This window comes from Streptomyces sediminimaris, from assembly GCF_047049295.1.
Classification (GTDB): Bacteria; Actinomycetota; Actinomycetes; order Streptomycetales; family Streptomycetaceae; genus Streptomyces; species Streptomyces sediminimaris.
In genome coordinates, this window is the sequence record NZ_JBJWOT010000001.1 from 4,453,351 (window position 1) to 4,477,158 (window position 23,808).

Annotated in this window: 21 protein-coding genes and 1 pseudogene; 10 read left to right on the forward strand and 12 right to left on the reverse strand. The window is 73.2% G+C overall.

All coding sequences use genetic code 11. The features are described 5' to 3' along the window. Positions 1–34 precede the first annotated feature (34 nt). Positions 35–1,798: an aspartate--tRNA ligase gene (gene aspS / locus ACJ9NR_RS20685; RefSeq protein WP_412494060.1), complete on the forward strand. Its 1,764-nt coding sequence runs from the start codon at positions 35–37 to the stop codon at positions 1,796–1,798. A 110-nt stretch (positions 1,799–1,908) separates the two neighbouring features. Here the strand turns inward: aspS and ACJ9NR_RS20690 are convergent, their stop codons facing one another. Next, positions 1,909–2,385, reverse strand: coding sequence for a hypothetical protein (locus ACJ9NR_RS20690; protein ID WP_412494061.1), 477 nt, complete (start codon positions 2,383–2,385; stop codon positions 1,909–1,911). A gap of 384 nt (positions 2,386–2,769) precedes the next feature. Between ACJ9NR_RS20690 and ACJ9NR_RS20695 the strand changes: the two genes are divergently transcribed. Beyond that, positions 2,770–3,645: a helix-turn-helix domain-containing protein gene (locus ACJ9NR_RS20695; RefSeq protein WP_412494062.1), complete on the forward strand. Its 876-nt coding sequence runs from the start codon at positions 2,770–2,772 to the stop codon at positions 3,643–3,645. Beyond that, complete coding sequence (locus ACJ9NR_RS20700) at positions 3,642–3,881, forward strand: DUF397 domain-containing protein (protein ID WP_412494063.1); 240 nt, start codon at positions 3,642–3,644, stop codon at positions 3,879–3,881. The genes ACJ9NR_RS20695 and ACJ9NR_RS20700 overlap by 4 nt, the downstream gene beginning before the upstream one ends. Before the next feature lie 58 nt (positions 3,882–3,939). Here the strand turns inward: ACJ9NR_RS20700 and metG are convergent, their stop codons facing one another. The 3 genes from metG to ACJ9NR_RS20715 form a co-directional block, all read right to left on the reverse strand. Further along, a complete protein-coding gene (gene metG / locus ACJ9NR_RS20705) occupies positions 3,940–5,655 on the reverse strand; it encodes a methionine--tRNA ligase (protein WP_412494064.1) in 1,716 nt (571 codons plus the stop codon). Between the two features lie 135 nt (positions 5,656–5,790). Then, positions 5,791–7,437: a VWA domain-containing protein gene (locus ACJ9NR_RS20710; protein ID WP_412494065.1), complete on the reverse strand. Its 1,647-nt coding sequence runs from the start codon at positions 7,435–7,437 to the stop codon at positions 5,791–5,793. 309 nt (positions 7,438–7,746) lie between these two features. Then, the gene (locus tag ACJ9NR_RS20715; protein ID WP_412494066.1) at positions 7,747–8,688 is read right to left on the reverse strand and encodes a LysR family transcriptional regulator; all 942 of its coding nucleotides are present in this window, start codon (positions 8,686–8,688) and stop codon (positions 7,747–7,749) included. Between the two features lie 212 nt (positions 8,689–8,900). On the opposite strand from ACJ9NR_RS20715, the gene snpA reads away from it, so the two are divergent. Then, positions 8,901–9,575 (forward strand): snapalysin, encoded by a 675-nt coding sequence (gene snpA, locus ACJ9NR_RS20720; RefSeq protein ID WP_412494111.1) that lies wholly within the window; start codon positions 8,901–8,903, stop codon positions 9,573–9,575. A 219-nt stretch (positions 9,576–9,794) separates the two neighbouring features. Here snpA and ACJ9NR_RS20725 read toward each other — a convergent pair whose 3' ends face one another. From ACJ9NR_RS20725 to ACJ9NR_RS20735, 3 genes are all read right to left on the reverse strand, one after another. Beyond that, positions 9,795–10,793 (reverse strand): endonuclease/exonuclease/phosphatase family protein, encoded by a 999-nt coding sequence (locus ACJ9NR_RS20725; RefSeq protein ID WP_412494067.1) that lies wholly within the window; start codon positions 10,791–10,793, stop codon positions 9,795–9,797. A 99-nt stretch (positions 10,794–10,892) separates the two neighbouring features. After that, a complete protein-coding gene (locus ACJ9NR_RS20730; protein ID WP_412494068.1) occupies positions 10,893–11,819 on the reverse strand; it encodes a hypothetical protein in 927 nt (308 codons plus the stop codon). A gap of 78 nt (positions 11,820–11,897) precedes the next feature. After that, on the reverse strand, positions 11,898–12,365 hold the full coding sequence (locus tag ACJ9NR_RS20735) for a hypothetical protein (protein ID WP_412494069.1): 468 nt from the start codon (positions 12,363–12,365) through the stop codon (positions 11,898–11,900). 117 nt (positions 12,366–12,482) lie between these two features. On the opposite strand from ACJ9NR_RS20735, the gene ACJ9NR_RS20740 reads away from it, so the two are divergent. Next, the gene (locus tag ACJ9NR_RS20740; protein WP_412494070.1) at positions 12,483–13,640 is read left to right on the forward strand and encodes a PP2C family protein-serine/threonine phosphatase; all 1,158 of its coding nucleotides are present in this window, start codon (positions 12,483–12,485) and stop codon (positions 13,638–13,640) included. 68 nt (positions 13,641–13,708) lie between these two features. Further along, complete coding sequence (locus ACJ9NR_RS20745) at positions 13,709–14,887, forward strand: hypothetical protein (RefSeq protein WP_412494071.1); 1,179 nt, start codon at positions 13,709–13,711, stop codon at positions 14,885–14,887. A 13-nt stretch (positions 14,888–14,900) separates the two neighbouring features. Here ACJ9NR_RS20745 and ACJ9NR_RS20750 read toward each other — a convergent pair whose 3' ends face one another. Both ACJ9NR_RS20750 and ACJ9NR_RS20755 read right to left on the reverse strand, forming a co-directional pair. Continuing rightward, positions 14,901–16,136 carry an amidohydrolase gene (locus tag ACJ9NR_RS20750; RefSeq protein ID WP_412494072.1) on the reverse strand — a complete coding sequence of 412 codons (1,236 nt, stop codon included), beginning with the start codon at positions 16,134–16,136 and terminating at the stop codon, positions 14,901–14,903. A gap of 54 nt (positions 16,137–16,190) precedes the next feature. Beyond that, positions 16,191–16,343, reverse strand: coding sequence for a hypothetical protein (locus ACJ9NR_RS20755; protein WP_412494073.1), 153 nt, complete (start codon positions 16,341–16,343; stop codon positions 16,191–16,193). A gap of 97 nt (positions 16,344–16,440) precedes the next feature. On the opposite strand from ACJ9NR_RS20755, the gene ACJ9NR_RS20760 reads away from it, so the two are divergent. Both ACJ9NR_RS20760 and ACJ9NR_RS20765 read left to right on the forward strand, forming a co-directional pair. Next, a complete protein-coding gene (locus tag ACJ9NR_RS20760; protein ID WP_412494074.1) occupies positions 16,441–17,784 on the forward strand; it encodes a helix-turn-helix domain-containing protein in 1,344 nt (447 codons plus the stop codon). A gap of 157 nt (positions 17,785–17,941) precedes the next feature. After that, positions 17,942–18,748, forward strand: a complete 807-nt coding sequence (locus ACJ9NR_RS20765; protein WP_412494076.1) for a GAF and ANTAR domain-containing protein — start codon at positions 17,942–17,944, stop codon at positions 18,746–18,748. A gap of 67 nt (positions 18,749–18,815) precedes the next feature. Here the strand turns inward: ACJ9NR_RS20765 and ACJ9NR_RS20770 are convergent, their stop codons facing one another. Continuing rightward, positions 18,816–19,586 carry a hypothetical protein gene (locus ACJ9NR_RS20770; protein WP_412494077.1) on the reverse strand — a complete coding sequence of 257 codons (771 nt, stop codon included), beginning with the start codon at positions 19,584–19,586 and terminating at the stop codon, positions 18,816–18,818. Between the two features lie 661 nt (positions 19,587–20,247). Between ACJ9NR_RS20770 and thrS the strand changes: the two are divergent. After that, positions 20,248–21,474 (forward strand): annotated as a pseudogene (thrS, locus tag ACJ9NR_RS20775) (threonine--tRNA ligase); the annotation flags it as partial. Between the two features lie 37 nt (positions 21,475–21,511). Then, complete coding sequence (locus ACJ9NR_RS20780) at positions 21,512–22,477, forward strand: nucleoside hydrolase (RefSeq protein ID WP_412494078.1); 966 nt, start codon at positions 21,512–21,514, stop codon at positions 22,475–22,477. Positions 22,478–22,609: 132 nt separating this feature from the next. Here ACJ9NR_RS20780 and ACJ9NR_RS20785 read toward each other — a convergent pair whose 3' ends face one another. Then, entirely contained in the window at positions 22,610–22,753 is a 144-nt protein-coding gene (locus ACJ9NR_RS20785) for a hypothetical protein (RefSeq protein ID WP_412494079.1), read from the reverse strand. Between the two features lie 276 nt (positions 22,754–23,029). Continuing rightward, positions 23,030–23,776 carry a DUF4142 domain-containing protein gene (locus ACJ9NR_RS20790; protein ID WP_412494080.1) on the reverse strand — a complete coding sequence of 249 codons (747 nt, stop codon included), beginning with the start codon at positions 23,774–23,776 and terminating at the stop codon, positions 23,030–23,032. Between the last annotated feature and the right edge of the window lie 32 nt (positions 23,777–23,808).

Here is a 23,808-nt window from a genome sequence, read left to right on the forward strand (position 1 = left end):
GTGCCCCCGATCCGCGAAGACTGGATGAACGACGATGCATCGGTACAGGTCCCACACCTGCGGCCAGCTCCGCTCCTCTGACGTCGGCACCGACGTCCGGCTGAGTGGCTGGCTGCACAATCGGCGCGACCTGGGCGGCATCCTCTTCATCGATCTGCGCGACCACTACGGCATCACCCAGCTCGTCGCCCGCCCCGGCACCGCCGCCTACGAGGCCCTCGACAAGCTGACCAAGGAGTCCACGGTCCGCGTCGACGGCAAGGTCGTCTCCCGGGGCGCCGAGAACGTCAACCCCGACCTGCCGACCGGTGAGGTCGAGGTCGAGGTGGGCGAGGTGGAGCTGCTCGGCGCCGCCGCCCCGCTCCCCTTCACGATCAACGCCGAGGACGGGGTCAACGAGGAGCGGCGCCTGGAGTACCGCTTCCTGGACCTGCGCCGGGAGCGGATGCACCGCAACATCATGCTGCGTACGTCGGTCATCTCGGCGATCCGCCACAAGATGACCGCGCTGGGCTTCAACGAGATGGCGACGCCGATCCTGTCCGCCACCTCCCCCGAGGGCGCCCGCGACTTCGTCGTGCCCTCCCGCCTGAACCCCGGCAAGTTCTACGCCCTCCCGCAGGCACCGCAGCAGTTCAAGCAGCTGCTGATGATCTCCGGCTTCGACCGCTACTTCCAGATCGCGCCCTGCTTCCGGGACGAGGACGCGCGCGCGGACCGGTCGCCGGGCGAGTTCTACCAGCTCGACATCGAGATGAGCTTCGTCGAGCAGGAGGACGTCTTCCAGCCGGTCGAGAAGCTGATGACCGAGCTGTTCGAGGAGTTCGGCAACGGCCGTCACGTCACCTCCCCCTTCCCGCGGATCCCGTTCCGCGAGGCGATGCTCAAGTACGGCTCCGACAAGCCGGACCTGCGGGCCCAGCTGGAGCTCGTCGACATCACGGACGTCTTCGAGGGCTCGGAGTTCAAGGCGTTCGCCGGCAAGCACGTGCGCGCGCTGCCCGTCCCGGCGGTCCAGGACCAGCCGCGCAGGTTCTTCGACCAGCTGGGTGACTTCGCCGTCTCCCAGGGCGCCAAGGGCCTGGCCTGGGTGCGGGTCGCCGAGGACGGCTCGCTGAGCGGCCCGATCGCCAAGTTCCTCACCGAGGAGAACGTCGCCGAGCTGACCAAGCGGCTCCAGCTCGCCGCGGGGCACGCCGTGTTCTTCGGCGCGGGCGAGTTCGACGAGGTCTCGAAGATCATGGGCGCGGTGCGGGTCGAGGCCGCCAAGCGCGCCGGGCAGTTCGAGGACGGCGTCTTCCGCTTCTGCTGGATCGTCGACTTCCCGATGTACGAGAAGGACGAGGACACCGGCGCGATCGACTTCTCGCACAACCCCTTCTCGATGCCGCAGGGTGGTCTGGAGGCCCTGGAGACCCAGGACCCGCTGGACATCCTCGGCTGGCAGTACGACATCGTCTGCAACGGCGTGGAGCTGTCCTCCGGCGCGATCCGGAACCACGAGCCGGAGATCATGCTGAAGGCCTTCGAGATCGCGGGCTACGAGCGCGAGACGGTCGAGGAGAAGTTCGCGGGCATGCTGCGCGCCTTCCGCTTCGGCGCCCCGCCGCACGGCGGCATCGCGCCCGGTGTCGACCGCATCGTGATGCTGCTGGCCGACGAGCCGAACATCCGCGAGACCATCGCCTTCCCGCTCAACGGCAACGCCCAGGACCTGATGATGGGCGCGCCGACGGAGCTGGAGGAGGCGCGGCTGAAGGAGCTGCACCTGTCGGTGCGCAAGCCGCAGCCGAAGTAGGCCGAGCGCTCACGAGGGCCCGGGACCGGTGTCGGTCCCGGGCCCTTTCGGTTTCGGTGCCAGGGCGCTTCGTGGCCCGGGGGCGGAGCCGCTCTGTACCGCCGCCGTGCCTAGGTGTCGTACGTCCCGTCCCACGGCTCGCCGAAGCCGAGGTGGTCCGGGTACAGCTCGGCCCACGGCTCGCCGTCGTCCTCGCCGGTCAGCAGGCCGAACAGGACGCCGTCCACGGTGACCTGGAAGGGGCGGACGGCGATGTCCGTGTACGAGCGGCGCGGGAGGCTGCGCAGCAGCTTGGCCAGGTGGACCCGGGCGCGGGCGAGGACGGAGTCGTCCCCGTCCGGGTTGCGTTGCTGCTCGGCCCAGGTGCCGGCGCACCAGATCTCGGAGTCGCGGTAGTGGCCCTCGGCGTCGAAGAGATGGAGCACGGTGTAGAGGCGTTTGTGCTCTTCCCAGCCGTCGTCGGGGCGGAACCCTTCGGGGAACGCATAGGTGACCGACGCCAGGAACTGACCGTCTGCGTACCGTCCGATGCTCTCGGTACGGTGCCTCGGCTCGTAGGCGATCGGAATGACCTCTGGGACTGCCATGGCGCAAACCATAAGGGTGAGCTGCAACACTCGGGAACCGGGGGGCCGTTGGTCACGGCAACGAGTTACTCCGGTTCGCTGCCGAAGCGGCGGGGCGGGCCAGGTACGCATCCAGTCCGTGGCGAGCAGCCGGGCGAGGCGGGCGCCGCGGGGTGTGGGGGGCGGGAGCACGCTGAAGTGGTCGGTGGGCGAGAGAAGGCGGGTGGACTTTTCGCTGTTCACGTGACCGAGCGTGGCCGTGCGTGCTTACCGTGAACAGTGACAGCACTGATACGCAGGGTGACTGTCCGGAGTTTGTCGGCTGTTGTCCGGAGCTGTCTGAACTGGGGTTACGGGCATCGGCGTTGCGGCACGACGGTGCGACGGTACGACGGAGGGTGCGGGATGTCGGTCGACGGAGAGGTGCGGCGGCTCGGGAGTGGGGCGGACGAGCCGGGGTGGGAGGTGGATCCGGACGACGAGTGGGGAGTGGCCGTCATCACCACGGTGGGGCGGCAGTTGAGGCTGCGGCGGGAGGCGGTGGGGATGCGGGCCGCCGACTTCGCCGTGGCGGTCGGGTACGGGGAGGACCTGGTCTACAAGGTGGAGGGTGGGAAGAGGATTCCCCGTCAGGAGTACCTGGACAAGGCCGACGAGGTGTTGGGTGCGGGCGGGCTCATCTCGGCGGCCTGGGAGGACGTGAAGAAGGTCCGGTATCCGAAGAAGGTTCGGGACATGGCCCGTGTAGAGGCACAGGCCGTCGAACTGACCGCGTACGGCACCCACAACCTTCACGGCCTGTTGCAGACAGAGGACTACATGCGTGCACTGTTCGAGATGCGGCGGCCGGCGCATTCGCAGGACCAGGTGGAGCGACTGGTCGGTGCGCGTATGGCCCGCAAGGCGATCTTTGCGCGAGACCCCTCTCCAGAGCTGTGCTTCGTCCAAGAAGAGGCGACGCTCAGGCGGCCGCTTGGGGGCAAAATGGTGCTGCGCCGCCAGTTGGAGCATCTCCTGGAGCTCGGTCAGATGCGGAATGTCGAGATCCAGGTGATGCCGATCGACCGTGCGGTCCATGCCGGTATGGGAGGTGAGATCCAAGTGCTCAAGTTCGTCGACGGTACGGCAGTAGGCCGAGCCGAAGGAGACTTCGGCAGCCGTCCCGTCTCGGAGTTGAAGCATCTGCGGATCATGGAACTGCGGTGTGGCATCATCCGAGCTCAGGCTCTCTCACCAGGGGAGTCGCTGGCCTTCATCGAGCAAGTGCTGGGGGAGACATGATCCGCAAGGCCTCTGCTGAGGACGGTTCGGAGCTGCGGTGGGTCAAGAGCAGCTACAGCGACAGCAGCAACAGCAACGAGTGCGTTGAGGTCGTGGCCGAGCTTGGCGCGGTGCACGTCCGTGACTCCAAGTACACGGGAGGCCCCCAGTTCGCGGTCACGCCCGGCGCATGGGCGGACTTCGTGGCTTACACCTCGGAAGGCTCGAGGATCTGCACCGGCCGCTCGGGGTCATGAAGAAGAGGCCCGGGATGGGTGTTCCCGGGCCTCTGTGGCCCTTGCCGACCGGTGCGGGTTACTGGTCCTCGCCGCCGAAGCGCTCCTTGTACGCCGCGAGGTCCTCTTCCGTCAGCTTCGCGAACAGCACCGGCGGGACGGTGAACGGGGTGCCGGCGGGCACCGCGGTGAGGGCCTTCGCCTCCTCCGGGGTCACCCAGGTCGCCGTGTCGTCCGCGAGGGTGAAGGACTGGCGCATGGCGGCCGAGGTGGCCGGGATGAAGGGTTCCGAGACCACCGCGTAGAGGTGGATCAGGTTCATCGCCGTGCGCAGGGTGAGGGCCGCGCCGTCCTTGTCCGTCTTGATCTCCAGCCAGGGGGCCTTCTCCTCCAGATAGGAGTTGCCCGCCGACCACAGGGCGCGCAGCGCGGCCGCCGCCTTGCGGAACTGGAGGGATTCCATCTGGGCCTCGTACTCGGCGAGGAGGCCGGCGATCTGGCCGCCCAGTTTCGCCTCCGCCTCCCCGGGTTCGCCGCCCGCCGGGACCTCCTCGCCGAAGCGCTTCTTCGAGAAGGACAGGACGCGGTTGACGAAGTTGCCGAGGGTGTCGGCCAGGTCCTTGTTCACCGTCGCCGTGAAGTGCTCCCAGGTGAAGGACGCGTCGTCCGACTCGGGGGCGTTGGCGATCAGGAAGTAGCGCCAGTAGTCGGCGGGCAGGATCTGCAGGGCCTGGTCGGTGAAGACGCCCCGCTTCTGGGAGGTGGAGAACTTGCCGCCGTAGTACGTCAGCCAGTTGAAGGCCTTGACGAAGTCGACCTTCTTCCACGGCTCGCGCACGCCGAGCTCGGTGGCGGGGAACATCACCGTGTGGAACGGGACGTTGTCCTTCGCCATGAACTCCGTGTAGCGGACGTCGCTGTCGACGTCGTACCACCACGACTTCCAGTCGCGGTTCTCCGGGTCCTCGTCGGACCACTCCTTCGTCGCGCCGATGTACTCGATCGGGGCGTCGAACCAGACGTAGAAGACCTTGCCCTCCGCCGCCAGCTCCGGCCAGGTGTCGGCCGGCACCGGGACGCCCCAGTCCAGGTCGCGGGTGATCGCGCGGTCGTGCAGGCCCTCGGTCAGCCACTTGTGGGCGATGGAGGAGGCCAGCTGCGGCCAGTCCTTGTCGTGCCGGGCGACCCACTCGCGGACCTCGTTCTCCAGCTTCGACTGGAGGAGGAAGAGGTGCTTGGTCTCGCGGACCTCCAGGTCGGTGGAGCCGGAGATCGCGGAGCGGGGGTTGATCAGGTCGGTCGGGTCCAGGACGCGGGTGCAGTTCTCGCACTGGTCGCCGCGGGCCTTGTCGTAACCGCAGTGGGGGCAGGTGCCCTCGACGTAGCGGTCCGGCAGGAAGCGGCCGTCGGTGGGGCTGTAGACCTGGCGGATCGCCCGTTCCTCGATGAAGCCGTTGTCGTTGAGGCGGCGGGCGAAGTGCTGGGTGATCTCGACGTTCTGCGGGCTCGAGCTGCGGCCGAAGTAGTCGAAGGCGAGCGCGAAGCCGTCGTAGACCGCCCTCTGGGCGTCGTGGGCCTGGGCGCAGAACGCGTCGACCGGCAGGCCCTGCTCCTTCGCGGCCAGCTCGGCCGGGGTGCCGTGCTCGTCGGTGGCGCAGATGTACAGCACGTCGTGGCCGCGCTGGCGCAGGTAGCGGGCGTACACGTCCGCCGGGAGCATGGACCCCACCATGTTGCCCAGGTGCTTGATTCCGTTGATGTACGGAAGGGCGCTGGTGATGAGGTGTCGAGCCATCGGGGGCTGCTCCCAGGTCGGATGTGCTGCTGCGTTTGCGAACCTTGAAATCGTAGCCGACATGGGTGGGCCGCCCGCTTCCCGTTTTGCTGGGCGGGAAGGGGCGGCCGACGGGTGGGGACGGTGACCGGGTGGCTACGGGCGCCAGTCGATCAGTACGCCGTCGTAGAGCTCGGCGTCCGTGAGCTCCTTGGGGGTCGGGCCCGCGTGGAAGAAGGCCGTGTTGCCGGTCTTCAGCTTGCGCAGGTAGTCGAAGGCCTTGTTGTCGTGGTCGCCGAACGCGACGAAGGAGAAGAACACCGAGGGGTGGGTCTTCGCGGCGTCGGTGAGGGACTTCGTGGCCGGGGTCTTGGCGTCCGGGGCGCCGTCGGTCTGGAAGACGACGAGCGCGGGGGTGCCGGGGGTGGCGTGCTGGTCGTAGTGGGCGAGGACGGCCTCCACGGCGGCGTGGTAGCTGGTGCGGCCCATGCGGCCGAGGCCGGCGTGCGCGTCGTCGATCGCGGTCTCGGGGGAGGCCGGGGTGAGGTCGGTGGTGCCGTCGAGTTCGGTGGAGAAGAAGACGACGTGCACGGAGGCGTCCGGGGCGTCGGGGTCCAGGTGCTCGGCGAGGGCGAGGGTCTGGTCGGCGAGGGCCTGTGCGGAGCCGTCCTTGTAGTACGGGCGCATGCTCGCGGAGCGGTCGAGGACGAGGTACGTCTTCGCTCGGGTGCCGGTGAGGTTGGCTTTGGCCAGGGCGGCGGCGGCCGGGGTGTCGGCGACCGGGGCGCCGCCGGCCGGGGTCGTGGCCTCGGCTTCGCCTTCGGCCGACGTGCCCCCACCCGCGCCACCCGTGCCACTCTCGCGGTCGGGTGCGGGTGGCCCCTGTGGGGCGTCCTCGCCGTCGTCGGCCGCGGGCTCGTCCACGGCCGCGGACGGTTCGGGGGTGGTCTCCGGCTCGGGGGCGGCCTCGGCTGTGGTCTCCGGTTCGAGGGCGGTCTCGGCTGTGGTCTCCGGTTCGAGGGGGGTCTCGGGCTCCGGTTCGGGGGCGGCTTCAGTCGCGGGCTCCGGCTCGGGCTCCGGTTCGGGGGCGGCTTCAGTCGCGGGCTCCGGCTCCGGCTCGGGGGCAAGCTCCGTGGCTGATTCCTGTCGCTCCTCCGGCTCGGGCGTCGGCTCCTCGGCCACGGCGGGCGGTTCCTGGAGCGGCGTCACCTCTGCCTCGGGTTCTGCCTGCGTGACCGGCTCGGCGGTCACGGGCGCCGGCTCCTCGGCCTCGGTAGCCGACTCCTCGGTCGCCGGCTCCTCGGCCGGTGCCCGGTCCGGATCCGGCTCGGGTTCCGCTTCCGTGACCGCTTCGGTTTCCGTGACCGCGGTTTCCGTGACCGTCTCGGTCACCGGCGCCGGATCCTTGGCCGCCGATTCCGCCGATTCCGCCGATTCCGCCGATTCCGCCGATTCCGCCGATTCCGCCGATTCCGCCGGAGCGGTCGCGGGTGCCTTGTCCACCGGCTCCGAGGGCCTCGGGACCGTCACGTTGTCGAAGGCCGCCGAGACCAGGTCGTGCTCGTCGTTGGTCTCCTCGGTGGCCCCCGCATCGGTCTCCGCGGTGGTCCCGGCGGTGCTCTCCGTGACGGACGAGCGGGGCTCCGGGACCTGTGCGGTGGGCTGGGGCTGAGGCTCGGGGGACGGGGAGGGGACCGTCGGCTCCGGGGAGCGCGAAGGAGTTAGGTCCGCACCCTCTGCCTCGGCGGCACGCCCTTTGCGTGACCTGCCGAACGCGTTCCGCAGGAGAGTGAGAATGCCCATGTGCGCAACCCTTCGCGTGAGTTGATGCCCGTCAATCGCTGGCCAGGACGGACACGTAAGGTTAGCGGCCCCGAATGGCGATCTTGGGGAGGGGCAAGGGACAGTCCGGCCACTTGTGTCAACCGCCCCTCAGCTGCCCCTCAGTCGCCCCTCAATCGCTCCCCAACCACCTCTCAACCGCCCCTCAACCGGCTCCCCGCCATCCCGATGTCGTCGTCCTGCCGCCGGACGGCCGATCCGGATGGCCCACGCGGATGGCCGATCCGGATGGCCGATCCGGATGGCCCACGCCGACGGCCGACGCGGCAGTCAGTGGAGCGCCGGCGCCGGGGCGCTCGTACCCGCGCGTTCCAGCCACTCCCGGTACGTCGGCGCCTGCCGTGCCGACTCCCAGTACGCATCCTCCAGCGCGGGCAGGGCGCCGTCCAGGTCCGTCTCGGTGCGGGCCGCCAGCAGCAGGCGCACGCCCAGGGGGTCCCCGCGGAGGCGGCGTACCACCATGTCGGAGTGGGAGACCGCGGTCGGCTGGCAGACCGTGACCACCTCGCCGGTCGCGACCAGGGCGGCGGCCGTGTGGTAGTCGCCGTGCAGGACGTGCGGGTGGATCTCCGCCCGGCGGAACATGTGCTGCACGGCGTCCCACTCGCCGTCCACCGTGGGGTCGATCATCCAGCGGTCGCCGGCCAGGTCGCGGACGTCGACCACCGGGTGCGCGGCCGCGGGGTGGTCGGCCGGCAGGTACACGAACTGCGGCTCGCGCTCGACCAGGACGCGCAGCCGCAGGCCCTCGGGGACGCGCAGCCGGCTGCCCTCGACCTCGTGCACGAAGGCGACGTCCAGCTGCCCGTCGGCGACCATGCGCAGCAGGATGTTCGGGGAGACGTTCATGTGCAGGGTGGGGTCCTGGCCGCGGGCGCGCAGCCGGCGCAGCCAGCCCGCCAGGGCCTTGCTCGCGGTGGAGCCGACGCGGAGTTCGGGGCCGCCCGTCGCGGCGGCCCGCGCCTCGCTCACCAGGGAGCGCATTTCGGCCACCAGCGGCCGGGCGCGGCTGAGTACCAGGCTGCCCAGCGGGGTGGGCCGGCAGCCGGTGCGCGCCCGGACGAACAGCGCTCCGCCCAGCTCGTGTTCGATACGGCGCAGCTGGGTGCTCAACGACGGCTGAGCCACGCCCAGTTGCCGGGCGGCACGGTGCAGGCTGCCGGTGTCGGCTATGGCGCACAGCGCGCGGAGGTGTCGCACCTCGAGGTCCATGCCCTCCGAGCGTAAAGCGGAACCAAATCTTTCACCAGACGCACAAACCCCGGCAGGAACACGCGAATCGGTGCGTCCGGCAGATCTCCGATAGGGCCGCGCTATCGCCGGTTGCCATCATCACAGCGCTCGCACAGGAGCACACACTCACCGATGACGACTGACTCACCCCCACCTAGGAGTCATCGATGCGACAGCGCACTCCCCTGCCCATGTCCCGGTCCATGTCCGCGCGTACGGCGGCGGTGGCCGGCCTCAGCCTCGCGGTCCTCGGTCTCGGCACGGCGGTTCCGGCCGCAGCCGCCCCGGCCCCGGCACCCTACTCCGGCTACACCGGCTCGCACGCTGAGGCCAAGGCCAACCAGGCGTTCTTCCAGGCGGTCCTGAGATCCGTCGCCGAGAAGCGTGCCGCTCACCCGAACAGCGCCACCGCCGTCACGGTCGTCTACGACCCCTCCGGGGCACCGACGTTCAGCGCCCAGATAGCCCGCGCCGCCCAGATATGGAACGGCTCGGTGTCGAACGTGAAGCTCCGGTCGGGCTCGAACGCCGACTTCAGCTACTACGAGGGCAACGACTCCCGGGGCTCCTACGCCTCCACCGACGGTCACGGCAGCGGCTACATCTTCCTCGACTACGCGCAGAACCAGCAGTACGACTCCACGCGCGTGGCCGCCCACGAGACCGGGCACGTGCTCGGGTTGCCCGACCACTACTCGGGCCCGTGCAGCGAGCTGATGTCCGGAGGCGGGCCCGGCCCGTCCTGCACCAACCCCTACCCGGACGCCAACGAGAGAGCCCGTGTGAACCAGCTGTGGGCGAACGGCTTCGCCGCCGCCCTCGACAAGGCCATGAGCGACAAGTCCCTGGAGAAGTCCGGCCGCTAGGCCCCGGTACGGGCGAGGCCGTCGGGTCCCCCCACACAACCGGCCCTTCGACCCCGCGGCGCCACCCCCCACACCACGGTGCGGGCCGTCTTCCTGCACAAGGCGGCCCGCACCGGCCTGTCCGGGCACGGCGGCACAGCGGCATGGCGACACGGCGGTCGTGTCCGCCGCCTGCCGCGCGTTCCCCGGCGGGTCCGCTCCCGCCGCAGCCGACGCCGCTCATCCGCTCCCGTGCAGCGTGACGTCCACGAGCAGGGCGCGGTGGTCGGTGCCGGCCAGCCGCAGGAAACGCGCGCTGCTCGCGGAGAAGTCCCGGGTGACGAGCACGTGGTCGATCTGGGCGCCGAACGCCGGGGTCAGCCGGGCGGGCCAGCTCGGCGTACGGTCGTGGCCGGCGAGCCGGGCGGCGTCGCGCAGGCCGGTGTCCAGGATGCGGCGGAAAGCGGCGTGGTCCTGCGAGGAGTTGAAGTCCCCGGCCAGGACGAGCGGGGTGCGGACCGCCGCGGCCGCGTCCCGCAGCCGCCCGAGCTCACGGCGCCACACGCCGACCTGTCCGGGCAACGGCGGCATCGGGTGCGCGAGTTGCAGCCGGACCTCGTGCCCGCGCACGTCGGCGACGGCACCGGGCATCCCCATCGTGCCGGGCACCCCGCCGGTGCCCTTCAGCGGGAACCGGCTGAGGATGACCGACCCCTTGGACCCCTCGGCCGCGACGGCCCGCCGGTAGGGGTAGACGGTCACGAACTCCCGCCGCAACGTGGCCCGGCAGCCGTGGTCGCACTCCTCGACGAACACGATGCCGGGCCGGTGCCGCCGGATCTCGGGTACCAGCGAGCCGGTGCCGCGCCCGAACTCGACGTTGGAGGTCAGCACCTGGAACTCGGCGACCGGCGGACCGCCGGCGTCGTCCGTCTTCCCGTAGGGCTCGATGAACCAGGCCAGCAGCCCCAGCGCGAGGAGCGCCCACACCATGCCCGGCCGCCAGCGTGCGAGCAGCGCGAGCAGCAGCGCCAGTCCGGCGGGCACGAGGAGCCACGGCAGGAACGCGAGGAGCTGGGGAACCGGGGTGATGCCGTCGGTGTCGGCCGCCCGGCACCCGACGACCGCGCTCACGGCGACCAGCAGCAGGCCCGCGCACCAGGCGGCGAGTCGCCGGCCGGGGCGTCGCTGGGGCTCCTCCTCGCTCGTCGCGGTCCACTCGGCGGTGGCAGTGTCCACGTCCCGGCCTTCCGCTCGCGAGTGAGATGCCCGAATCATCCTCCAGCCGGACCGGCTCGCGCCAGGAACTTCCCGGATGCCGCCGAGCGGGCCGGGGCGTCAGAGGCGGACCCGGGGCGGTCGGCGTGCCGGATCGGGGGCGGGCGCCGACGGGGCGCGTGGGCGGCGCGGGCGGAGGGCGCGGCGGGTGGTGAGCCAGGTGGTCAGGGCGACCGCCAGGCCCAGGGCGACCAGGAGCCAGGAGGCCTCGCGGAGGGTGGCGGTGAGGGCGTCGTAGACCGCGCCCGCGGCCGGCTGGTGGCCGTCGTCGGGCAGGTCGGCCAGGGTGAGACTGCGGCCGACCGTCACGGCGAGGGCGAGCAGCGCGCCGCCGAGCGCCGTGCCGAGGGCGGTCGCGGTGACGGCGCGGCGGCGGCAGGTGGCGACGGCGATCCCGGCGACGGCGAGGACGACGGCCGTGACGGGCAGCCAGAAACCGGCGACTTCCAGCACGTGGAATCCTTTCCGGAGCCGGTCCAGTTCCTGGGCCGGCAGAACCGACACCTCGGTGTGCTCGACCGGGATGCGGTTCGCGAACGGGACGTGGTCCACGGTCAGCCGGCGTTTGACCTGGGCGGTGACGGGCGCGAGGTCCACCGTGACGTCGTGCTCGCTCTCGTCGTGCAGGGCGTGCAGCACGGCGTCGTGGACGGCACGGTTCGCGGCGTCCCAGGCCAGGCGGAAGGCCTCGGTCCGGGTGAAGGAGCGGACCGCGTCGTGCACGTAGGGGCGCACGGCGCCCCGCAGCGGACGCGTGTCCAGCCGTGCGTCGACCTCGTCCATGATCCCGGCGCCGACGGTGTCCGCGATCGCGTTCCGCACGGCCGGATCCGCCGCCAGCGGCGCCATCGTCGTGACGTAGCGCCCCGTGTCGGCGAGGTCGTAGGCCGCCCACGCCGCGAGCGCGCCGCAGGGGGCGAGCAGGCAGGCGAGGGCGATCAGCGCCGCCGACAGGGCGCTCCGCAGGCGCGCAGGACGTGGAACCACCCCTCCAGGCAACGGCCCGCGGGCGCCGCGCGCGAGCGCTGCGGCTCCGAACGGGTGACCGCGCCCGGCCCGTGCCGGTCAGCGGATGCGGTGCCCCGCGGCGTCCTCGCGCGTGTAGTAACGGTAGAAGAACACCAGGAAGACGCCTGCCGTGATGCCCAGGCCCAGTGCCACGCAGCCCCAGACGGGCGCGCCGCTCTGGCTGTAGAGGAAGGCGATCGCGGCTCCGGCGAACGCCGACTTCACCAGCGAGTGCAGTTCGCGGTGGAGCAGCGGTGCGAACGTCGCGACGGCGATGCTCAGCACGATGAACACGGCCGCGGTGACGAAGCCGAACAGGAGGTTCCAGCCGGTGATCTCGCCGCCGCCGCGCCGGTTGGCCGCGGCCCAGTAGCCGTAGACCAGACCGAGGACGACGGGGATCCCGTACCGCGCCGCCAGGTGGACCGGCTCGGGGAACACGTCGGGTGTGCGGGTGGGCCGGGCCGCCCGGTTGGCCCTGACCCGCCCCATCATGCCGCCGGACGTCGGTGCCGCTTGAGCCATGAGAGCACTCCTCTCTCCGCACGCCCCCGACTACCAGAGCACACCTGCGGGCGGCCCCTGGCAAGTCGGTCGGCGACGCGGATGCGTACGGGTCGGGGACATGTTTCGCTGGGGCCCATGACGAAGGTGCTCGACCGGCTGCCGCGGTCCGGGCACCTCGGCGTTTCCCCGCGCCACCAGATGCTGCGGGTGCGCGGCCGCAGCGTCGCCTGGGCGCCGCCCGCGCTGCTGCTCGTGTCCATCACGACCGTCGACTTCAACACCACGGGCGAGTTCCGGACCGTCTCCTGGCTGGTCCTCGTGCCCGGTATCGCCGCCGCGATCTGCGGGGTGTGGGGCACGACCGCCTTCGCCGTGCTCGCGCTGGTCACCTACGTCCTCGCCGACAACGCCTGGCCGCACCAGTACCAGACCGGGCTGCCCGACTTCATCCTGGTCGCCGTCGGCGGCGTCCTGGCCGTCCTCGCCTGCGTGGTCCGGGTGCGCGGCGAGCGGCGCATGCTGCACATGCGGGACGTCGCCGAGACCACCCGCCGCACCGTGCTGCGCCCGCTGCCGCCCCGCTGGGGCGGCCTGGAGCACGCCGCCGTCTATCTCGCCGCCGACAGCGAGGCCCGTGTCGGCGGCGACTTCTACGACATCCAGCCCGGCCCGCGCGGCACCCGCGTCCTCGTCGGCGACGTCCAGGGCAAGGGCCTCGGCGCGGTCGAGGCGGCGGCCGCGCTGCTCGGCACGTTCCGCGAGGCCGCCTACCACGAGAGCGACCTCGCGACGGTCGCCGAGCGCCTGGAGGTGCGGATGCTCCGCCACCGCGGGCACACCGCCGCCCTCGGCAGGCAGGACGGCGACCGCTTCGCCACCGCGGCGCTGCTGGACTTCCCCGACGACGACCCGGGCGCGGTCGACCTGGCGCTGTTCGGCCACGACCCCCCGCTGCTCGTCGGTCCCGCGGGCGTGCGGTCCGTGCCGCCAGGCGACGGTCTCCCGCTCGGCCTCGGCGAACTCGCCGCCGACGGCGCGCCCCACGTGCGCCGGGTGGGCCTCGCCCCGGGCGAGACGGTGCTGCTGACCACCGACGGCGTGACCGAGGCCCGGGACGGCGCGGGGGCGTTCTACCCGCTCGCCCGTGACGTCGCCCGCGCCGTCGCCGCCGACCCGCGCCTCGCCGAGCCCCGGCGCCTGGTCGCCCACGTCCGGGACGGCACGCTGCGGCACTGCGGCAACCGCCTCGCCGACGACACCACGGTCTTCGCCGTACGGCGTTCGCGGTCCTGAGGGACACCTTTGCAGCCGCAGCGGTTACGGTTTGCGGTACGTGATCGACGGGGGATGGGGAGGGAACGATGCCCGGGACCGTGCTGTTGCTCGCCGCATCCCCGGTGGGCAGGGGGCGTCTGGTGGACGCGGCGTCGGTGCTCCCCGTCCTCGCGGCCGTCCCGCCCGGCGTCCTGTCCGGCACGGACACCGCGAACGTCGTCGAACTCGCCGACCCGCTGGAGCCGCAGGCCGTCCTCACCCGGCTGCGCGCCGCCGCGGCGGCGCCCGGACCGCTCACCCTGTTCGTCACCGGGCAGCTGCAACTCGACCGGCGCCAGCGGCTGCCGCACCTGGCACTGGCCCGGACGACGCCCTCGACGGTGCGGTACACCGGGCTGCCCTGGCACTGGCTGAGGGAGGAGTTCCGGCTGCGCCCGCCCGGGTCCACGACGCTCCTGCTCGATCTGCACGCCGACGCGGAGACCTGGGAGTGGCTGCGCTCCCGTCCGCTCGACTGCGGGCGCAACGCCGCTGTCCACGGCCGGATCGCGCCGCCTCCGCCGTCGCGGCGGACGGTGGCGGTGCCGGCGTACATGAAGGCGGTGGCGACGATCCTGCGCAGCGGGTGGCGGCCGCCGCTCGCCCGGCTGCACGAGCAGGCGCTGGCCCGGGTGGGGGTCGAGGGGTACGCGGACCTCGTGCTGGCCCCGGGCGGCGGGGTGGCCGGTGTCCCCGGGGGCGCCGCCCCCGGCCCCCCGTACCTGCCCGTGGGGCCCCGTCCGCAGTCTCCGGGCGGACCGGTCGACGCGGACGGCCCGGACGGCCGGCGTCAGGACGGTGGGTCCGACCCGCACGCCGCCATCTCCGCGGCCGTACGGTCGGGCCGGCACCCCGACGCCGACGCGCTCGCCGCCCGCCACGAGCAGGCCGCCGTCCGGGCGTACGGAACCGGCTCCGAGGAGGCGCTGCACTGGTCCGAGGTGCGGGCGGACCTGGCGATGCTGGCCGGGGATCCGGAGCGCAGCTGCCGGACGTGGCTGGGGGTGGCCGCGGCGCGGCTGGCGGCGGGGCAGGCGGCCGACGCGCCGGCCGTCGAGGCGGCCGTGGACCGGGCGCACCACCAGTGGGGGCAGGTGCGGGACGCGGTGGCGGCGCGGGAGCTCGGTGCCCCGCTCGCCGACCTGCGCTCGCGGGTGCCGGGACGCCGGGAGGGCGCGCTGGACCATGTGCGGCGGCAGCTGCGGCAGTTGCAGACCCGGGTCTGAGGGCGGCCCCGGCTCAGGCGAGGTGCGCGAGCGCGGCCGAGACCAGCGTCCGCACGCCCGGGGCGATCGTCGACAGGTCGGGGGCGAAGTGCGGGCTGTGGTTGCTGGGGACGGCCAGGAACTTCTCCATCAGGTCCGTGCCGGGTGCCGCGTCCCAGACGTCGGCCGGGGTGGTCGTCACGAACCAGTAGGAGTACGGGATCTCGCCCACGGCCAGGTGCGGGAAGTCCTCGCTGCCCATCACCGGGCCGAAGTCCAGCACCGTTCCGGCGCCGAGCACCTCCTCGTGCACGGCGGCGGTGCGGCGGTCGGTCCCGGCGTCGTTCGTGGTCACCGGGAAGCTCGCGCCCAGCGTGACCTCCGGCTCGCGCGGGCAGCCGGCGGCGAGCGCCTCGCCCGCCGCGATGCGCCGGACCGCGGCGATCATCCGCTCGCGCACCTCGGCGGACTGGGTGCGCAGGTTGAGGGAGATCCGCGCCTCGGAGGGGATGATGTTGTGCCGGGTGCCGGCCTCGATCCGGCCGACGGTCAGCACGGCGGACTCGCGGGCGGCGATCTCCCGGGAGACGACGGTCTGCAGCCGGGTCACGAGGTGGGCGGCCGTGACGACGGGGTCGACGGTCGTCTCGGGCCGGGAGCCGTGCCCGCCGCGCCCGTGGACGACGATGTCGAGGTCGGTCGAGGCCGACAGGATCAGGCCCGCGGAGTGTGCGTAGAAGCCGACGGGGCCGGGTCCCGCGTGCTGGCCGAGCAGCACGTCGGGGCGGGCGAAGCGTTCGTACAGGCCGTCCGCGAGCATCGCCAGCGCGCCCTGGCCGGTCTCCTCGGCGGGCTGGCCGATCACGAGCAGGGTGCCCGACCAGGCGTCCCGGCCGGCGGCCAGCGCCTCGGCGGCGCCGGCCAGCCAGGTCACGTGCAGGTCGTGCCCGCAGGCGTGCATCACCCCGGGCACCTCGGAGGCGTAGGGCAGACCGGTCTCCTCCGGCACCGGCAGGGCGTCCATGTCCGCGCGCAGCAGCACGGTCGGGCCGTCGCCGTTGCGCAGCACTCCGGCGACGCCCGTGCCGCCGACGCCCTCGGCGGTCTCGAAGCCCGCCGCCGCCAGCCGCCCGGCGAGCCTGGCGGCCGTGCGGTGCTCCTGGAGGGAGAGCTCGGGGTGGCGGTGCAGGTCCCGGTAGAAGTCCGTCAGGCCGGCGACCGGCAGGTCGGCGGTGAGGTCCAGTGCGGCGCGGGCAGCGGGAGAGGTCACGGGGGCAGGGTAACCGGGGCGGGCGGGCGAAAGCCCCGGAAGCCGCCCGCCGCGCTAGCCGGCGTGATGGACTTGCTGCACCTGGCCGGTCTGCCCGGTGTCCGCCGCCCGCGCCGGACCCGCGTTGGCGGCCAGGACCAGGGCGCCCACTGCGATCAGGGCGGCACCGAGACCTCGGGCATAACGCTCGGAGATGTGTCGGAGCACGGCAACCTCTCAACAGCGTTGTATTAAACGCGCTTAAGACGCCGTTTAACCTAGAGGCAGTCGTGGGGCAACAGCAAGAGGTACAGGGGGAGTTGGCGTGTCGGACCGTGACGATCCGGAGACCATCGGGCGCAGAGTCCAGCAGTTGCGGGCCGAACGCGGCCTGACCCAGAAACAGCTGGCCGAGCCCGCCTACACCCCTGCCTACATCTCCACCCTGGAGGCCGGCCGGGTGCGCGCCTCCGACGGCGCGCTCAGGCACATCGCCGAGCGGCTCGGGATCGCCTACGAGGAGCTGGTCACCGGACGCCCGGCCCACCTCGCCACCGATCTGCGGCTGAGACTGACCGGGGCGCAGCGCACGCTCGCCTCCGGCGAGTCGGAGGAGGCCGCGCGGGAGTACGCGGCGCTGCTCGCCGAGGCGGAGGAGCACGAGCTGGCGGACGTGCAGGCCGTCGCGCTGCTGGGGCTCGGCGAGTGCGCCCTGGACACCGGTGAACTCACCGTCGCCCGCGAGTACTTCGAGCGGTCCGAGCAGACCCTCGCCGACGCGCCGCTGCCGGCCCGGGTGCCCGCCCTGCGCGGCCGCGCCGTCTCGCACTACCTGGCCGGGGAACTCCGGTACGCCGTCTACCTGCTGGAGTCCACCCTCGACGAGCTCAACCGCGGCGGCCTGCACGACCCGGACGCGCTGCTCCTGCTCTACGCCAGCGCCATCGGCCCCTACATGGACATGGGAGCGCACGCCCGCGCCGCCCAGGCCGCCGAGTTCGCGCTCGCGCTCGCGCCGCAGTCCGGCGACCCCGCGCTCGTCGCCCGTATGCACCGCTCGGTCGCCCGCACCCTGCTCGCCGAGGGCCGGGTCGCCGAGGCGGACACCTCGCTCGCCAAGGCCGCCGAGCTCTACCGCACGCTGCAGATCCGCACCGAGCTCGCCAACTGCCACTGGATGCGCGGCTACGTCTACGCGCAGAACGGTGAACTGGGCCGCGCGGAGGACGAGTTGAGGCAGGCCCTCGACATGCTCGCCGCCAAGCGCGCCGCCCTCTACAGCAGCCAGGTCGCCGTCGAGCTCGCCGACGTGCTGCACCGGCGCGGCAAGTCCGACGAGGCCGCGGCCCTGCTGCACGACGTGCTCAGCGACCTCAGTTCCGAACGCGGCGCGCTGCACTCCGCCGCCGCCCACCGCCTCCTCGGCATCATCGCCGACGACGCCCGGGACACGGACGCCGCCGAGGAGCACTACGTCCGCGCCCTGAGCCTGCTGGAGCGGGCGGGCGCCGCCGGCGACCTGGCGGACCTGTGCCGGCTGCTCGGCGATCTGCTGCGCCGCACCGGGCGGGTGGAGGCGGCGCTGGACGCGTACCGGACGGGCCTCGGGCACCGTACGGCACCCGGCACCACCACCCTTGGACCCGCACCCGCACAGCCCCCTCTGTGAGCGGGCCGGAGGCCCTCGGACAAGGCGTTTCGCGCCGGGGGCCAGGGGTAGTCGGGCAGCAGTCCCGAGCGGGCGTGCCGCCGGTTCGACCCCTGTCGGCGGCGGGCCCGCCTCGGGTGCTGGTGGACGACGCCGGCCGGCGAAGGAGGCGGTAGCCGTGCGGCCCAGCTCCGAGCGCTACGGTGGCCCCGACGGCGATCCCGGGCCGGGCGGCGAGGGGCCCCGTCCACCTGGCCCGTGCGACGGGACCGAGTGCGATCCGGATCTGCTCAGGGCGGCCACGGTGATCACCGAAGAGGTGCGTGACCTGCGGCCCCACGAGGTCCCCGACCGGCTGTGCGCGGTCGCGCTGCGGCTGCTGCCGGTGGCCGGCGCGAGCGTGTCGCTGTCCGGCGAGGGGATGCCCGTCCGGCTCGGCGCGAGCGGCGAGCTGGCCGCGGGTCTGGCGGAGATCCAGGCCAGCCTCGGTGAGGGGCCCTGCCTGGACGCCGCCCGGGAGGGCAGCCCCGTGCTGGCCCCCGATCTGAGGGACGGCCGGGACGCGCACCGCTGGCCCGTGTTCGCGCTCGCGGCGACGGCGGCCGGAGCGCGGGCGGTGTACTCGATCCCGGTGGGCGACAGCGAGGTGACCGTCGGAACGCTCGATCTGCACCGCACCCTTCCGGGCCCGCTGAGCGCGCGGGAGCTGCGCCGCGCCGAGCTCGTGGCCAGGGTGATGGCCCTCGCCGTCACCGCGCTGCCGCGCCAGGAGAACGCCGGCGCCGCGGACGAGGACTGGCTGAGCGGCCTGGCCGCCGAACACGACGAGGTCTACCAGGCGGTTGGCATGACCATGGCGCAACTGGGGATCGGCGCGGACGAGGCGCTGGCCCGGCTGCGCGGCCACGCCTTCGCACAGGGGCGCACCGCCCTGGAGCTGGCGCGGGAGGTGGTGGCACGCCGGGAGAGGCTGGACGACGGCTGAGGAGGCCGGGACCCGCGGGGCGGCCCGGTCCGCCGCCGACGCCCGCGGGCCGCGCCGCGCGGGGCCGTCAGACGCGCAGCCGGGCCTGCTTCCTGACGTCGGCCAGCCGTGCCACGCCCACCTGTACGAAGGCGTTCGTGGTGTCGGCCGAGACGAAGCCCGGGCCGCCGTGGGTGAGGGCGATCGTGGCGTCGCCCACGCGCACCGCGGCGACGTCCAGGGTGAGCACCGTCTGCTCGCCGTCGTCCGTCTCGCCGGTGAACGTCACCCGCAGGCCCTGCCGGGCGTCCCCGAGCTCCGGCAGCCCGGCCGCGTCGACGAGGACGCCCTCCCGGGTGCCGTGGTCGGTCGTCGCGGTGAACCTGGCGCAGGTCCGCGGCAGCGTCTTCATCCAGGCCAGGGTGCGGTCCACGTCCGCCGGGTCCAGGGCCAGCACCTGGTAGCGCAGCTGCGTCTGGTCCATGGCGTCGTCGAGCCCCGTCACGGCCCGGGTCCCGCCCTCCGTGCCGAACAGGTCGTCGGTGTAGAGCGCGTCGAGCAGCCGCCGGCAGTCCGGCGCCCCGGTGGTCGCCTTGAGCACGCCGTCCCGCCAGGTCGCGGCCCCCTGCGTCGCCGACCAGGGGTCCCCCAGGTCGCCCGCCGTCACCAGCGCGGCCCGCGCCTGCGCCTCGGTGAGCGGGACGGCCGACGGTGGCGCGGTCGGGGACGGCCGGGCGCTGTGCGAGGGCGCGGCGGGCGTCTGGGCCCGCACCCGCGCGCCGGCGCCGCACGCGCTCGCGCTCCCCAGGGCTCCCAGCAACAGCAGGGAGGCGACGACACGGGACGGAATGCGGATCACCCAGGACCTCCAGACACTCCAGGATCGGTGAGGTCTCCAAGGGACCACCCCGCACCCCGCCCGACCAGCGCTCCGGTCCGTCCGGGTTACGCGCCCCGCGGCCCGCGGCCACCGTGCGGGAGTGCGCCGCGGGTCCGTCCGGGTGGGGCGTGGCGCGGTTCGCGGTGATCGTGCGGGAGTGCGCCGCGGGTCCGTCCGGGTGGGGCGTGGCGCGGTTCGGGGTGATCGTGCGGGAGTGCGCCGCGGGTCCGTCCGGGTGGGGCGTGGCGCGGTTCGGGGTGATCGTGCGGGAGTGCGCCGCGGGTCCGTCCGGGTGGGGCGTGGCGCGGTTCGCGGTGATCGTGCGGGAGTGCGCCGCGGGTCCGTCCGGGTGGGACGTGGCGCGGTTCGGGGCGACCGTGCGGGAGTCCGCCGGGCTCCCGCCCTGCCCCTCCCCGCCGCGAAAATCCGTCGCCCCGCTCCCCGCCGCCGCGCTACCGTCCCCTCATGAAGCGCGCCCACTCGTCGGCCACGACGACGCCGGAGAGTCTCCCGGCGCGCTGAGTTCTGGACTGGATGTCCCAAGCCCCGGGCGAGTGGCCCGGGGCTTCGTCGTCGGTCGCTCGTCCTCCCCCCGCTCTCGACTTCGCCCGAGCGGGAGGAACCCCTCACGAGGAGGACGACCATGCACGACCACCGCAGGCTCGGCCGCGAGCTGGAGCTGTTCGACACCGATCCGCTGATCGGCGCGGGGCTGCCGTACTGGCTGCCCGACGGGGCGATCGTGCGGCACGCGCTCGAGGAGTACATCCGCGAGCAGGAACGCGCCGCCGGCTACCGGCACGTGTACTCCCCGGTCCTCGGCAAGCGGGAGCTGTACGAGATCTCGGGCCACTGGTCGCACTACAGCGACGACATGTTCCCGCCGATGCGGCTGGGCGGCGAGGACGTGGTGCTCAGGCCGAGCCTGTGCCCGCATCACGCCCTCATCTACCGCTCGCGTTCCCACAGCTACCGCGAACTCCCCCTGCGCGTCGCCGAGCTGGGCGGCATGTACCGCTCCGAGCTGTCCGGCGTGCTCGGCGGCCTGACCCGCGTACGGTCCATCCAGCTCAACGACGCCCACATCTTCTGCACCCTGGACCAGGCGGTCGACGAGGCCCGCGCCGCCCTGGAGCTGATCGCCCGCGCCTACGCCGACCTCGGCATCCGCGCCGTCCGCCACCGTCTGTCGCTGCCGGGCGAGGGCGGCAAGTACGTCGCCGACCCGCGGCTGTGGGAGCGGGCCACCGGCCTGCTGGAGGAGGTGCTGGCGGGCGCCGGCGTCCCCTACCGGGCCGTGGCGGGCGAGGCCGCCTTCTACGGACCCAAGATCGACGTCCAGATCGCCGACGCCGCGGGACGCGAGTCCACCCTCTCCACCGTCCAGATCGACTTCCACCAGCCCGAACGCTTCGACCTGCACTACGTCGGCCCCGACGGCTCCAGGCACCGCCCGGTGATGGTGCACCGCAGCGTCATCGGAAGTGTCGAGCGCGCCGTGGCGCAGCTGGTCGAGGTGCACGGCGGCGCCTTCCCCGCCTGGCTCGCGCCCGTGCAGCTGGTCGTGCTGCCGGTGTCCGACGCGCAGGAGGAGCGGGCCCGGGACGTCGTACGGCGGGCCGTGGCCCGCGGGCTGCGGGCGGAGTGCGCCGGCCTCGGGCAGGGCAGCCTCGGCGCCCGCATCCGGGCGGCGCGCCTGGTGCCGTACCAGGCCGTGATCGGCGAGCGGGAGGCCGGCGGCGACCTGGCGGCCGTACGGCTGCGGGACGGGCGGCGGCCGGGGGCCGTGGCGGTGGACGGGCTGCTGGAGCGGATCGGCGCGTGCGTGCGGGCCCGGGTGGGCGAGCTGTGGGCGGAAGCTGCGTAGGGTCGTCCGCACAGCTCTCGCAGAGAGGAGCGCGGCCGTGACCGGTCAGCCCATTCCGGTGATCATCGACTGCGACACCGGCGTCGACGACGCCCTCGCGCTGCTGTTCGCCGTCCGCCACCCCGGGATCGACCTGCGGGCGGTCACCTGCGTCGCCGGGAACACCGACGTCGACGGCGTCGTCCGCAACACCCTGACCGTGCTGGAGCAGGCGGGCGCCCCCGACATCCCGGTCGGCCGGGGCGCCGAGCGCCCGCTGCTCGAACCGGCGCGCCCGGCCCGGCACGTGCACGGCTCGGACGGCATGGCCGACCTCGGCCTGCCCGCGCCCGCCCGCACTCCCGCGGACGTGGACGCGGTCACCCTGCTGCGCCGCGAGATCCTCGCCTCCCCGCGCCCGGTCACGCTCGTCCCCACGGCGCCGCTGACCAACATCGCGCTGCTGCTGCGCACCCACCCGGAGGTGGTGCGGGGCATCGAACGGATCGTGTTCATGGGCGGCGCGGTGGCCGCCGGGAACGCCACCGCCGTCGCCGAGTTCAACGTCTGGCACGATCCGGAGGCGGCCGCCGTGCTGCTCACCGCCGGGGTGCCGATCACGATGTACGGCCTGGACGTCTTCACCCGGGTCGTGGTCCCCGGCGCCGACGTGCACCGGCTCCGGGCCGCCTCCGAGCCGGGCACCCGCCTGGCCGGCGACCTCCTCGCCCACCGGCCCGCCCACCCGGGCGAGGTTCCCGAGGCCGAGGAGGCGGGCGGCCTCGGCGACGCGGGCGCGGTGTGCGCGGTCGTCGACCCGGCGGGCATCACCACCCGGCTCCTCCCGGTCGAGGTCTCCCTCGCCCCCGGGCCGGGCCGCGGCCAGACGATCGTGGACCGCCGCCCGCGCCCGGGGGAGTCCGAGATCCACGCGGGCGTGCGCCGGCAGCCGCTGGTGGACGTGGCGCTGGACGTGGACGTGGAGCGGTTCGTGAAGCTGTACCTGGAGACGGTGGAGCGCTGAGGGCCTGCCGCGCCGGGGCGCCCGCCGTGCGACGCCGCCGCCGCGACGGGCCCCGGCCGGGCAGGACGAACGCCCCGGAGCGGGGGTCTCCGGGGCGTTCGTATTCGGGAGTGGTCCGTGGCTGGTTCAGGTTCAGCGGGCGGCGAGGTCACCGCCGGGCGTGGGCGCGGCCGCCGGGGACGACGTGGCGGTGCGGAGTGCGCCGGTCCCGGAGACGGGCGCCGAGGCTGCCCTGCCCGGGACGCGGCGCGCGGCGGCACCTCTCGCTTCGGACATGCGGCTTCCCCCTTCGGCCTGCGCGGACCCCGGCACGGCGGCGCGGCGACATGCGGCAGCCGGCCGTACGGGGGTGAGTGGTCGGAGAACACCGGCCTCATCGGTCACATGAGCCCCAGTGCGATCACATCGTGGATCTTCCGGCCGAACGCTGTCAACCTGCGGTGACGCGTGGGTAGTTCAATACTGCATCACAATTTCGCGACATACGGAAAGGGCGGCTCCGCTCTCCCGGGCACTGCCGCCGCGTGCCGTTCTCCCGGGGCCGCCCCGGTCTCACTTCACCGTCGGGCCGGCACTGGCGCCCCGGCCGGGCGCCTCGCCCGGCAGCACCGGCGGCCGGGTGGTGCTGTCGGCCGGCGGGGTGAGCACGATCTGCGGCTGACCGGCGGCCGGGGGCGGCGGGGTCAGGTCGGTGGCGGGCAGCCTGGGCGGTGTCGTCTGCTGGAAGAGCACCTGGTCGAAGTTGACCAGGCCGGTCTGCTCCATGACCGTGATGTGGTCCAGCACCGTCACGTTGGCCTGGTCGGCGAGCGTCCGCACCAGGGTGTTCTTGGTCGTCGAGCGGATCTTCGCGATGGTGTTGAAGATCGAACCGTGCGTCACCCGGAGGATGTTGGCGAAGTCCGTTTCGAACTGCTTGCCCTGGTCCGCGGCGAGCGTGTTGACGAAGCCCTGCTGCTGCGGGCTCGCCTGGTTCGGGATCGTGATGTTGAGCATCGTGCCGATCTTGCGGCAGCTGGTGTCCAGCGCCGCGTGCCCGTCGATCAGGTGCTTGCTCGCGGTGATGACCTCCTTGCTCCGCCCCTTCTCCAGGCCCATCTGGCCGACCGGGTATTCCCACAGCCCGGCCGCGCGCACCTTGACCACGAAGTCCCGGTCCGCCTCCGTCAGCGGCCCCCACTGGGTCTGCGCGATGATCTTCGAGCCCGAGGCCGACGTGGTGTTGACGCCGAGCAGCGCGGGATACGCGAGCGCGGCCAGCGTGACGCTGAGGGCACCGCCCACGAAGAGACTTCCCATCGCATTCCGCGAAAAGCGCACCGTGCCTCCTG